Consider the following 12561-nt stretch of genomic DNA (forward strand, 5'->3'; position numbering starts at 1 on the left):
AATGTCACGGGTCAGTGACAAACCCCGTCCCCTTCGTTACAAGCCCACCCCGGCCTGTTGTTTAGACTGCCCGCAGTCCTAACAACAAAAAAGGGTCATTGCATGGACACCTTTCACCCAGACTTCAGCAGTTGGCTGAATGCCCCTGCCCACCAGCAATGGCTCGCCGCCGAAGGCCTGCGTCTGCTGGACTTTGCCAAGGCTGCGAAACTGCCCGAAGGCTTTGGCAATCTCGACGAACGCGGCCATCTGCCGGCGCACGCGCAAACCGAAACCATGAACACCGCGCGAATGACCCACAGCTTCGCCATGGCCCATATCCAGGGCCTGCCAGGGTTTGCCGAACTGGTCGATCACGGCATCGCCGCCCTGCGCGGGCCGCTGCGTGATGCGCTGCACGGCGGCTGGTTCGCAGTTGCCGGGCATCGCGATGGCAACACTGGCAAGAACGCCTACCTGCATGCCTTTGTCGCACTCGCCGCCAGTTCCGCCGTGGTCGCACAACGGCCCGATGCCCAAGCCTTGCTCGATGACGCGATCGACATTATCGACACGTATTTCTGGAGCGAAGAAGAGGGCGCCATGCGCGAATTCTTCAACCAGGACTGGAGCGAAGAAGAAGCCTACCGCGGCGCCAACAGCAACATGCACGCCACTGAAGCTTTCCTTGCGCTGGCAGATGTCACCGAAGACCCACGCTGGCTGGTGCGCGCCCAGCGCATCGTCGAGCGAGTGATTCACGGCCACGCTGCGGCCAATGATTACAGGGTCATCGAACACTTCGATCGTGACTGGCAGCCGCTGCGCGAGTACAACCAGGATAATCCTGCCGACGGTTTTCGTCCGTACGGCACCACGCCGGGCCATGGTTTCGAATGGGCCCGATTGCTGCTGCATCTTGAAGCAGCGCGGGTGCAGGCCGGCATGCTCACACCGGGCTGGTTGGCCATTGATGCGCAGAAACTGTTCGACAACAATTGCCGCCACGGCTGGAACGTCGATGGCGCGCCAGGCATCGTCTACACCCTCGACTGGGATAACCAGGCCGTCGTCCGCCATCGCCTGCACTGGACGCATGCCGAAGCCAGCGCCGCCGCCAGCGCTTTGCTCAAACGCACCGGCGATGCGCAGTACGAAACCTGGTACCGACTGTTCTGGGAATTCTGTGAGACCCATTTCATCGATCGCTGCAACGGCAGCTGGCATCACGAACTCGATCCGCAAAACCAGCCAAGTGCCGATATCTGGCCGGGCAAGCCTGACCTGTATCACGCCTGGCAAGCGGTACTGATTCCACGATTGCCGCTTGCGCCAAGCATGGCCAAGGCTTTGGCGCAGTTATCCTGCGGCAGTCCTGTGTAACCATGTCGTGACATTTACGCGTCCCTTCGTTACCTGCGAACGGAAACGCTCTGTTTAAACTCCGTGCAGCGCAAGCACCAGACTTGCAATGCATAACAACAAGAAAGGTACATCTCGAATGAATGCGATTTCTCGCCTCGCTACTGTCATTTCTGTCGCCTCCCTGTTCCCGCTCGCAATCCTGCCGCTCAGTGTTTCCGCTGCCGAATCCAAAGGTTCGGTCGAAGTCGTGCACTGGTGGACTTCCGGTGGCGAAAAAGCCGCCGTCGATGTGCTCAAGGCCCAAGTCGAAAAAGACGGTTTCACCTGGAAGGATGGCGCTGTCGCCGGTGGTGGCGGTGCGACTGCCATGACCGTGCTGAAAAGCCGTGCCGTTGCCGGTAACCCGCCGGGCGTTGCGCAAATCAAAGGCCCGGATATCCAGGAATGGGCGTCGACCGGCCTGCTCGACACCGACGTGTTGAAAGACGTCGCCAAGTCGGAAAAGTGGGACCGCCTGCTCGACAAGAAAGTCTCCGACACCGTGAAGTACGACGGTGATTACGTGGCGGTTCCGGTGAACATTCACCGTGTGAACTGGCTGTGGATCAACCCGGAAGTCTTCAAGAAAGCCGGGATCACCAAGAATCCAACCACCCTCGAAGAGTTCTACGCGGCCGGCGACAAGCTGAAAGCTGCGGGCTTCATTCCGCTCGCCCACGGCGGTCAGCCTTGGCAGGACAGCACCGTGTTCGAAGCCGTGGTCCTGTCGGTCATGGGCGTGGATGGCTACAAGAAAGCCCTGGTCGACCTCGACAACAAAGCGCTGACCGGCCCGGAAATGGTCAAGGCGCTGACCGAGCTGAAGAAAGTCGCGACCTACATGGACGCTGATGGCAAAGGTCAGGACTGGAACCTCGAAGCGGCCAAGGTCATCAACGGCAAGGCCGGCATGCAGATCATGGGTGACTGGGCCAAGTCCGAATGGACCGCCGCCAAGAAAGTCGCCGGCAAGGACTACGAGTGCGTAGCGTTCCCGGGCACTGACAAAGCGTTCACCTACAACATCGACTCGCTGGCCGTGTTCAAGCAGAAGGACGCGGGCACCGCGGCCGGTCAGCAGGACATCGCCAAAGTCGTGCTGGGTGAGAACTTCCAGAAGGTCTTCAGCATCAACAAAGGCTCGATCCCGGTGCGCAACGACATGTTGAACAACATGGACAAGCTCGGCTTCGATTCCTGCGCACAGACCGCTGCCAAGGACTTCCTTGCGGACGCCAAGTCCGGTGGCCTGCAACCAAGCATGGCGCACAACATGGCGACCACGCTGGCGGTGCAGGGCGCGTTCTTTGATGTCGTGACCAACTACATCAACGACCCGAAAGCCGACCCGGCCGATGCAGCGAAGAAACTCGGCGCGGCGGTGCAGTCAGCTAAATAAGCATCAACACCGCAGCCCTTGTGGGAGCGAGCAAGCTCACTCCCACAAGGGGAGTGCGTGTGAATTTTCTATCTTCGTACTGGATTTCCCCATGAGTTCTGTTGCTGTGTTCAGCAAGGCCTCGCCGTTCGATGCATTGCAGCGCTGGCTACCGAAACTGGTGCTGGCGCCGAGCATGTTCATCGTGCTGGTGGGCTTCTATGGCTACATCCTTTGGACGTTCATTCTGTCGTTCACCACCTCGACCTTCCTGCCCAACTACAAATGGGCCGGTCTGGCGCAATACGCGCGGTTGTTCGACAACGATCGCTGGTGGGTGGCGAGCAAGAACCTCGCCATGTTCGGCGGCATGTTCATCGGCATCACGTTGGTAATCGGTGTGTTGCTGGCAGTGTTTCTCGACCAGCGCATCCGTCGCGAAGGCTTTATCCGCACCATTTACCTGTACCCGATGGCGCTCTCGATGATCGTTACCGGTACCGCATGGAAATGGCTGCTCAACCCGGGCATGGGCCTGGACAAATTGTTGCGTGACTGGGGCTGGGAAGGCTTCCGTCTCGACTGGCTGATCGACCCCGATCGCGTGGTCTACTGCCTGGTGATTGCCGCTGTGTGGCAAGCCTCGGGCTTCATCATGGCGATGTTCCTCGCCGGCCTGCGTGGCGTTGATCAGTCGATCATTCGTGCCGCGCAGATCGACGGCGCGAGCATGCCGCGCATCTACTGGAAAGTGGTGCTGCCAAGCCTGCGTCCGGTGTTCTTCAGTGCGGTAATGATTCTGGCGCACATTGCGATCAAGAGCTTCGACCTGGTTGCTGCGATGACCGCCGGTGGCCCGGGTTATTCCTCCGACCTGCCAGCGATGTTCATGTATTCGTTCACCTTCAGTCGCGGCCAGATGGGCATGGGCTCGGCCAGTGCGATTCTGATGCTCGGTGCGATCCTCGCGATCATCGTGCCTTACCTGTATTCCGAGCTGAGGACCAAGCGCAATGACTAGTCTCGCTGCCAAACCTGCGATCAGCTTCAGCCGCATCGCGATCTACGCGGTGCTGATTTTCGCGGTGATTCTGTATCTGGTACCGCTGGTGGTCATGTTGCTCACCAGCTTCAAGACCCCGGAAGACATCAGCACCGGCAACCTGCTGAGCTGGCCGACCGTGGTCAGCGGCATCGGCTGGGTCAAGGCCTGGGCTACGGTTGACGGCTACTTCTGGAACTCGATCAAGATCACCGTTCCGGCCGTGATCATCTCCACCGCCATCGGTGCGTTGAACGGTTATGTGCTGTCGATGTGGCGCTTCCGTGGTTCGCAGTTGTTCTTCGGTCTGCTGCTGTTCGGCTGCTTCCTGCCGTTCCAGACCGTGCTGCTGCCGGCCTCGTTCACCCTCGGCAAGATGGGCCTGGCGAGCACCACCACCGGCCTGGTGTTCGTGCACGTGGTTTACGGGCTGGCGTTCACCACGCTGTTCTTCCGCAACTACTACGTGAGCATTCCCGATGCGCTGGTCAAGGCTGCGCGTCTGGACGGTGCCGGTTTCTTCACGATCTTCCGCCGCATCATCCTGCCAATGTCGACGCCGATCATCATGGTCTGCCTGATCTGGCAGTTCACCCAGATCTGGAACGACTTCCTCTTCGGTGTGGTGTTCTCCAGCGGTGACTCGCAACCGATCACCGTGGCGCTGAACAACCTGGTCAACACCAGCACCGGCGCCAAGGAATACAACGTGGATATGGCAGCGGCGATGATCGCCGGCCTGCCGACCCTGCTGGTCTATGTGGTCGCAGGCAAGTATTTCGTGCGCGGGCTGACGGCCGGCGCGGTCAAGGGGTAATCATGGCTACGCTTGAACTTCGCAACGTAAACAAGACCTACGGGGCCGGCCTGCCGGACACCCTGAAGAACATCGAACTGTCGATCAAGGACGGCGAATTCCTGATCCTCGTCGGCCCGTCGGGTTGCGGCAAATCGACTTTGATGAACTGCATCGCCGGCCTGGAAACCATCACCGGCGGCGCGATCATGATCGGCGATCAGGACGTCAGCGGCATGAGCCCCAAGGATCGTGACATCGCCATGGTGTTCCAGTCCTACGCGCTGTACCCGACCATGAGCGTGCGCGAGAACATCGAGTTCGGTCTGAAGATCCGCAAGATGCCGCAGGCAGCGATCGACGAAGAAGTCGCCCGCGTGGCCAAGCTGCTGCAGATCGAACACCTGCTCAATCGCAAGCCGGGCCAGCTCTCCGGTGGTCAGCAACAGCGCGTGGCGATGGGCCGTGCTCTGGCGCGGCGGCCGAAGATCTACCTGTTCGACGAACCGCTGTCGAACCTCGACGCCAAGCTGCGCGTCGAGATGCGCACCGAAATGAAACTGATGCACCAGCGCCTGAAAACCACCACGGTCTACGTGACCCACGACCAGATCGAAGCGATGACTCTGGGCGACAAGGTCGCGGTGATGAAGGACGGCATCATTCAGCAATTCGGTACGCCGAAAGACATCTACAACAACCCGGCCAACCTGTTCGTCGCAAGCTTCATCGGCTCGCCGCCGATGAACTTCATTCCGCTGCGCTTGCAGCGCAAGGACGGTCGTTTGCTGGCGCTGCTCGACAGCGGCCAGGCGCGTTGCGAGTTGCCGATGAGCATGCAGGACGCCGGTCTTGAAGACCGCGAAGTGATCCTCGGCCTGCGCCCGGAGCAGATCTGTCTGGCGAACGGCGAGGGCAATGGCCTGCCGAGCATTCGTGCTGAAGTGCAGGTCACCGAACCGACCGGTCCGGACACGTTGGTGTTCGTCAATTTGAATGACACCAAGGTCTGCTGCCGACTGGCGCCAGACGTGGCGCCGCAGGTGGGCGAAAGCCTGACGCTGCAGTTCGATCCGTCGAAAGTGTTGTTGTTCGATGCCAATACCGGCGAGCGTCTGGGCGTTGCGGGCCAGGCGCAGGCTGAAATTCGGTCGGCGAATGTGGCGCAGTTCAAAGGCCGCTGAAGAACAAATGTGGGAGCGGGCTTGCTCGCGAATGCGGAGTGTCAGGCAACACATGTATTGACTGACACGACGCCTTCGCGAGCAAGCCCGCTCCCACAAGGGCAAACGCGGTGAATGGCCTGTCATTCGTCGCACTTTATGTAAACCGCGTTAGATAAAAACAGTTAATAACAATAAAGACGAGGATGTAGGGATGAAAAAGAAACACGTCAATGCCCGGTTGATCTGCCAGGTTTCAGCGGCGGCTGCACTGGTGCTGGCTGGTAATGCGATGGCGGCGGATGCCTTCAGCTCCGACTCCAAATGGATGACCGGCGACTGGGGCGGCGAGCGCACCAGGCTGATCGAGCAGGGTATCGACATCAAGGCCGACTACGTTGGCGAGATGGGCGCCAACTTGAACGGTGGCTACAACGACGACAAGACTGCGCGTTACGCTGACCAGTTCGGCCTCGGCGTGGCCCTCGATCTGCAGAAACTGTGGGGCTGGGACAACACCCAGGCGAAGATCCAGCTGACCAATCGTAACGGCTACAACATCTCCAACGACCGCGTTGGCGATCCGCGTGCCGGCACCCTCAGCTCCTCGCAGGAAGTCTACGGCCGTGGGCACATGGTGCGTCTGACCCAACTGTGGATTCAGCACCAGTTCTTCGACAACAAGCTCGACGTCAAGGCCGGTTATTTCGGCGAAGGCGAAGACTTCAACACCTTCCCGTGCGACTTCCAGAACCTGGCGTTCTGCGGTTCGCAAGTCGGTAACTGGGCAACCAACATCTGGTACAACTGGCCCGTCAGCCAGGCCGCGATCCGTGTGAAGTACAACATCAATGACGAGCTCTACGCGCAGATCGGTGCGTACAACCAGAACCCGTCGCAGCTGGAACACGGCAACGGCTTCAAACTCAGCGGCAGCGGCACCAAAGGTACCGTTTTGCCGGTTGAATTGGTCTGGTCGCCGAAGGTCAACAGCCTGCCCGGCGAGTACCGCGTCGGTTACTACAAGAGCACGGCCGATGCCGACGACGTTCGCGAAGACGTCAATGGTTTCGATGCCGCAACCACTGGTGACGACTACAAGTCGCACAACAGCAAACACGGTTACTGGTTCGTCGCCCAACAGCAACTCACCAGCCACAACGGTGATGCGACTCGCGGCCTGAATATCGCGGCCAACGCGACCTTCCACGACAAGGACACCAACTTCATCGACAACTACCAGTCGGTGATGTTTGTCTACAAAGGTCCGTTCGATGCCCGTCCGAAAGATGACATCGGTATCGGCGCGGCGCGTATCCACGTCAACAAGGACGTCAAGCGCAATGCCGAATTGCTGAACGCCTCCAACGGTGTATCCGACTACGACAACGCTGCGTTTTCGCCGATTCGTGAGACCGAATACAACTACGAACTCAACTACGGCTTCCACGTCACCAACTGGCTGACCGTACGTCCCAACCTGCAATACATCACCCATCCGGGCGGTGTGGATGAAGTCGATAACGCTTTGGTCGCTGGTCTGAAAATTCAGTCTACGTTCTGACGCGTCTGCGATAAGCTCCTCTCTATGTGCGCATATTTGCGGGCAGCCCAGGCTGTCCGCTTTTTTTTGCAGGGCTGGCGCAGCCCGTAATTTTTGGACCGTGGCCAATGCCTGAGCATCCGCTGCAACGCTTCTTCAAATCCCTGCGCGAGCGACCGGTGTTCGCCTGGGAGCGCTATCAGATGCGCGACGTGTTGGTGATCGATCATCCGCTGTGTCAGGCGGTGTTCAGTCGGCAGGGCGCGCAGTTGCTGCATTTCCAGCCCCGTGGGCAGAAGCCGTGGTTGTGGTGCGCGGCAAAGTGGCCGCATGTCGGAGCGATCCGTGGTGGTGTGCCGGTGTGCTGGCCGTGGTACGGCCGTCATCCGAGCGAAAACGCCTGGCCGTCGCACGGCTGGGCACGGTTGCTTGACTGGAAACTGCTCGACAGCAGCAGCGCCGAGGATGGCGTGCGTCTGCATTGGCGATTGCAGCTGTGCGACTGGCAGGTTGATCTGCACGCGCACTTGGGCGAGCGCATGGAATTACGCCTGAGCACCGAGCATCAGGACGACATGCCATGCCAGTTGAGCCAGGCTTTGCATGCTTATTGGCGTATTGGCGACGTCGGTGAGATAGCGCTGTCTGGGCTCGAAGGCGCGCAGGGTTATGATCAGTTGAATCGCCAGGCTTGCCAGCAGGAAGGTGAATTGCGCGTGGAGGGCGGTTGTCAGCGGGTGTTCCAGCATGACGGCGAATTGCAGCTCAAGGATCACGCCTGGCAGCGCGAGTTGTGCATCGATACCGGCGACAGTGGCGACACCGTCGTGTGGCATCCCGGCGCGCGGCCGTTGCTCGGGGTGAGCTGGGACGAGATTTCCGAGTTCGTCTGCGTAGAAGCAGCGGCGGGTGGCACCGACAGCTTGCACTTGGCGCCGGGGGAGAAGGCGCATTTGAGTTTGCAGGCGTGGGCGGCGGCCTAGTTGGGTGGTGAGTCGGCTGATGCCCTCGCGAGCAAGCCCGCTCCCACACTGGATCTTCAGTGAACATTGAATTTATGTTCAAAACAGATCTTCTGTGGGAGCGGGCTTGCTCGCGAAAAGGGCGGACCAGTCAGCCGAGATTCTTGATCAATTGAACTCGTCACCCACCGGATACCGGCTGGCATTCAAGCTCTCTTTGATCTTGCGCAGATGCGGCTGGAAATCCACGCCACGGCGCAGGGTCATCCCCGTCGCCAGCACATCCAGCACGGTCAACTGAATGATCCGCGACGTCATCGGCATGTAAATGTCGGTGTCTTCTGGCAGCGGAATGTTCAGGCTCAGGGTGCTGGCCTTGGCCAGCGGTGAGTTCTCCGCGGTCAGGCCCAGCACCGAAGCACCGTTCTCCCGGGCGATCCGCGCCACTTCCACCAGCTCACGGGTACGCCCGGTGTAGGAAATGATCACGAACAGCTCACCGGTGTGCGCCACCGAAGCAATCATCCGCTGCATCAGCACATCGGCATGCGCAGTCACCGCGAGGTTGAAGCGGAAGAACTTGTGCTGCGCATCCAGTGCCACCGGAGCTGAAGCGCCGAGGCCGAAGAAGTGGATCTGTCGGGCCTGGATCAACAGGTCGACGGCGCGGCTGATCAGGTTCGGGTCCAGCGCTTGGCAAGCGCTGTCCAGCGAGGCGATGGCGCTGCCGAAAATCTTCTGCGTGTACGCCTCGGGATTGTCATCGGCTTCGACCGCGCGGCTGACATACGCCGCGCCGCTGGCCAGGCTCTGGGCCAATTGCAGCTTGAGTTCGGGGTAACCGCTGACACCGAACGAACGGCAGAAACGGTTGACCGTCGGCTCGCTCACCGAGGCGGCCTGGGCGAGGGCGGCGATGCTGAAGCGGGTGGCCTGCTGCGGGTTGAGCAGGATCACCTCGGCGACCTTACGTTCGGCCTTGTTCAGCTCTGCAAGGCGACTCTGGATCTGTTCCAGTAAATTTCGCACGCGGTCCATATGGAATTCCTGATTCACCGACGCAGAGTTGCGTCGGGCTATGCAAATTGGGCCTTTGATATGGCCCGTGACGGTGGCCTATCCTACTGATGCGTCCGGGCGACCACCACTCGGATTGAGTATTCTGCGAAAATGTTGTGGTTATTACTACATTTTCCCTTGAGTGATGCCTTGAAAAAAGGTATTTGTAGCTTAACTTGATAAAAGAACAAACATCATGCCTTCCATAACGGTTGAACCGTGCACCTTTGCCTTGTTCGGCGCGCTTGGCGATCTGGCCCTGCGCAAGCTGTTTCCTGCCCTTTATCACCTCGATGGCGCTGACCTGTTGCACGAGGACACGCGGATCATCGCGCTGGCCCGTGAGCCCGGAAGCGAGCAGCAACACATGGCGTTCATCGCCGCCGAACTGCGCCGCTACGTCGGCAAAGAGCTGAACGAAACCGTGGCCGAGCGCTTTCTTGCGCGCCTGACCTATCTGCACGTCGACTTTCTCAAGGCCGAAGACTACGTTTCGCTGGCGGAGCTGGCCGGCAGCAGCCAGCGCATGATTGCCTACTTCGCCACCCCGGCGGCGGTGTACGGCGCGATCTGCGAGAATCTGGAAAAAGTCGGTCTGGCCGAGAATACCCGCGTGGTGCTGGAAAAACCGATCGGCTCTGACCTGGAATCGTCGCGCAAGGTCAACGACGCCGTGGCGCAGTTCTTTCCGGAAGACCGCACTTACCGCATCGACCACTACCTGGGCAAGGAAACCGTTCAGAATCTGATCGCCTTGCGGTTCGCCAACAGCCTGTTCGAAACCCAGTGGAACCAGAATTACATCTCCCACGTGGAAATCACCGTGGCCGAGAAGGTCGGCATCGAAGGGCGTTGGGGCTATTTCGATAAGGCCGGCCAACTGCGCGACATGATCCAGAATCACCTGTTGCAGCTGCTCTGCCTGATTGCCATGGACCCGCCGGCCGACCTGTCCGCCGACAGCATCCGTGACGAGAAAGTGAAAGTGCTCAAGGCGCTGGCGCCGATCAGCCCGGAAGGCCTGACCACACAAGTGGTGCGCGGCCAGTACATCGCCGGCCACAGCGAAGGCAAATCCGTCCCGGGTTACCTCGAAGAACCGAATTCCAATACCCAGAGCGACACCGAAACCTTCGTCGCCCTGCGTGCCGATATTCGCAACTGGCGCTGGGCCGGCGTGCCGTTTTATCTGCGTACCGGCAAGCGCATGCCGCAGAAGCTGTCGCAGATCGTTATTCACTTCAAGGAACCGTCGCACTACATCTTCGCCCCGGAGCAGCGCCTGCAGATCAGCAACAAACTGATCATCCGCCTGCAACCGGACGAAGGCATCTCCTTGCGGGTGATGACCAAAGAGCAGGGCCTGGATAAAGGCATGCAACTGCGCAGCGGGCCGCTGCAACTGAATTTCTCCGACACCTGGCGTAGCGCGCGGATCCCCGATGCCTACGAGCGGTTGTTGCTGGAAGTGATGAACGGCAATCAGAACCTGTTTGTCCGTAAAGATGAAATCGAAGCCGCGTGGAAGTGGTGTGACCAACTGATCGCCGGGTGGAAAAAATCCGGTGACGCGCCCAAGCCGTATGCGGCCGGGTCGTGGGGGCCGATGAGCTCCATCGCACTGATCACGCGGGACGGGAGGTCGTGGTATGGCGATATCTGATGTGCAACTGCCGGCGGGCGTGACTGCTCGCGAATTCAACAGCCCGGTTTTGCTCGCCGAAGGCTTGGCGCTAAACGTTGCCAAGCAACTGAGCGAAGCCATCGCGGCACGCGGTAACGCGGTGCTGGTGGTGTCCGGTGGACGCAGCCCGGTAGCGTTTTTTCAGCATCTGGCCAAGCAGGAACTGGACTGGTCAAAAGTCGTGATCACGCTGGCTGACGAACGTTGGGTGCCGGTGGAACACGCCGACAGCAATGCCGGCCTGCTCAAGCAGTATCTGCTCAAAGGCCCGGCGGCCAAGGCGCAGTTCCTCAGCCTCTACAGCGCGGCAGCCAGTGTTGAGCAGGCGGCCGAGCAAGCTGACCGTTTGCTCGCCGAGCTGCCGCCGATTGACGTGCTGGTGCTGGGCATGGGCGACGATGGCCACACCGCGTCGCTGTTCCCCGACAGCCCGAACCTCGCGGCGGCCCTGCAAGCCGATGGCACGCGCCGTTGCTGGCCGATGCTGGCGCCCAGCGTGCCACGTCAGCGCCTGACCATGAGCCGCGCGCTGCTGGCTTCGGCCAGACACAAGATCCTGTCGATTTCCGGTCAATCGAAACTGACCACTCTGAATGCCGCGCTGGCATCCAATGACGTCGCGGCCATGCCGGTGCGCGCATTCCTGCAACCTACGTTAGAGATTTACTGGTGCCCATGAGCCAAGGAACAGCCGCTATGACAACCCCATCCCCGACCGTTTCCATGGCGGACAAAGTTGCCCTGATCGACAGTCTCTGCGCCAAGGCGCGGATCCTGCCAGTGATCACCATCGCTCGCGAACAGGACGTGCTGCCATTGGCCGACGCCCTGGCCGCCGGTGGCCTGACCGCGCTGGAAGTGACCCTGCGTTCGCAGTTCGGCCTCAAGGCCATTCAGATCCTGCGCGAACAGCGCCCGGAACTGATGACTGGTGCCGGCACCGTACTTGACCGCAACATGCTCGCGGCGGCGGAAGCGGCTGGCTCGCAATTCATCGTCACGCCCGGCATCACCCGCGACCTGCTCGAAGCCAGCGTCGACAGCCCGATCCCGCTGTTGCCGGGCATCAGCAACGCCTCCGGCATCATGGAGGGCTACGGCCTGGGCTATCGCCGCTTCAAACTGTTCCCGGCGGAAGTCAGTGGTGGCGTGGCGGCAATCAAGGCCCTCGGCGGCCCGTTCGGCGAAGTGAAATTCTGCCCGACTGGCGGCGTCGGCCCGGCCAATATCAAGAGCTACATGGCGCTGAAAAACGTCATGTGCGTGGGCGGTAGCTGGATGCTTGATCCGGAGTGGATCAAGAACGGCGACTGGGCCCGCATTCAGGAATGCACCGCCGAAGCGCTGGCGCTGCTGGACTGATTGTTACCTGACACTTCGTTGTGTGCTGTACGGCTTTATGGTGCGCTTGGTCGGCGCACCTTTTTTTTGCGCTGAAAAAGTGCCGGTACATCTTGCGATACATAGTTACCGCACGCTGGCTTTTTCACGGGGTTAACCTGCGTTCACCTTATGGAAGAGAGAACGCCTCATGGACGACCTTCAGTCTCT

General features: G+C 60.1%; 11 protein-coding genes. 10 read left to right on the top strand and 1 reads right to left on the bottom strand.

The genetic code is table 11. The features are described 5' to 3' along the window. Positions 1 to 102: 102 nt before the first annotated feature. The 7 genes from CXF97_RS02420 (at position 103) to CXF97_RS02450 (ending at position 8288) form a co-directional block, all read left to right on the top strand. Complete coding sequence (locus CXF97_RS02420; RefSeq protein WP_101155807.1) at positions 103 to 1362, top strand: AGE family epimerase/isomerase; 1260 nt, start codon at positions 103 to 105, stop codon at positions 1360 to 1362. A gap of 118 nt (positions 1363 to 1480) precedes the next feature. Continuing rightward, on the top strand, positions 1481 to 2782 hold the full coding sequence (locus CXF97_RS02425; protein ID WP_101155809.1) for an ABC transporter substrate-binding protein: 1302 nt from the start codon (positions 1481 to 1483) through the stop codon (positions 2780 to 2782). Between the two features lie 91 nt (positions 2783 to 2873). Next, the gene (locus CXF97_RS02430; protein ID WP_101155811.1) at positions 2874 to 3782 is read left to right on the top strand and encodes a carbohydrate ABC transporter permease; all 909 of its coding nucleotides are present in this window, start codon (positions 2874 to 2876) and stop codon (positions 3780 to 3782) included. Next, complete coding sequence (locus tag CXF97_RS02435; protein WP_090285550.1) at positions 3775 to 4620, top strand: carbohydrate ABC transporter permease; 846 nt, start codon at positions 3775 to 3777, stop codon at positions 4618 to 4620. Before CXF97_RS02430 ends, CXF97_RS02435 begins: the two co-directional genes overlap by 8 nt. A 2-nt stretch (positions 4621 to 4622) precedes the next feature. Then, on the top strand, positions 4623 to 5783 hold the full coding sequence (locus CXF97_RS02440; protein WP_101155813.1) for an ABC transporter ATP-binding protein: 1161 nt from the start codon (positions 4623 to 4625) through the stop codon (positions 5781 to 5783). A gap of 193 nt (positions 5784 to 5976) precedes the next feature. Beyond that, positions 5977 to 7326 carry a carbohydrate porin gene (locus CXF97_RS02445; protein ID WP_101155815.1) on the top strand — a complete coding sequence of 450 codons (1350 nt, stop codon included), beginning with the start codon at positions 5977 to 5979 and terminating at the stop codon, positions 7324 to 7326. Between the two features lie 107 nt (positions 7327 to 7433). Next, positions 7434 to 8288, top strand: a complete 855-nt coding sequence (locus tag CXF97_RS02450; protein ID WP_101155817.1) for a D-hexose-6-phosphate mutarotase — start codon at positions 7434 to 7436, stop codon at positions 8286 to 8288. 147 nt (positions 8289 to 8435) lie between these two features. Here the strand turns inward: CXF97_RS02450 and CXF97_RS02455 are convergent, their stop codons facing one another. Continuing rightward, positions 8436 to 9296 (bottom strand): MurR/RpiR family transcriptional regulator, encoded by an 861-nt coding sequence (locus CXF97_RS02455; RefSeq protein ID WP_172604568.1) that lies wholly within the window; start codon positions 9294 to 9296, stop codon positions 8436 to 8438. Positions 9297 to 9522: 226 nt separating this feature from the next. On the opposite strand from CXF97_RS02455, the gene zwf reads away from it, so the two are divergent. The 3 genes from zwf to CXF97_RS02470 are packed head-to-tail and all read left to right on the top strand — an operon-like array spanning position 9523 to position 12372. Then, a complete protein-coding gene (gene zwf, locus CXF97_RS02460) occupies positions 9523 to 10989 on the top strand; it encodes a glucose-6-phosphate dehydrogenase (protein WP_101155821.1) in 1467 nt (488 codons plus the stop codon). Beyond that, a complete protein-coding gene (gene pgl, locus CXF97_RS02465; RefSeq protein ID WP_101155823.1) occupies positions 10976 to 11689 on the top strand; it encodes a 6-phosphogluconolactonase in 714 nt (237 codons plus the stop codon). The genes zwf and pgl overlap by 14 nt, the downstream gene beginning before the upstream one ends. A 17-nt stretch (positions 11690 to 11706) precedes the next feature. After that, positions 11707 to 12372: a bifunctional 4-hydroxy-2-oxoglutarate aldolase/2-dehydro-3-deoxy-phosphogluconate aldolase gene (locus CXF97_RS02470; RefSeq protein ID WP_016773539.1), complete on the top strand. Its 666-nt coding sequence runs from the start codon at positions 11707 to 11709 to the stop codon at positions 12370 to 12372. The last annotated feature ends 189 nt before the right edge of the window (positions 12373 to 12561 follow it).

Origin of the sequence: Pseudomonas sp. Choline-02u-1, assembly GCF_002836515.1 — a bacterium.
In the GTDB taxonomy this organism is placed as follows: domain Bacteria; phylum Pseudomonadota; class Gammaproteobacteria; order Pseudomonadales; family Pseudomonadaceae; genus Aquipseudomonas.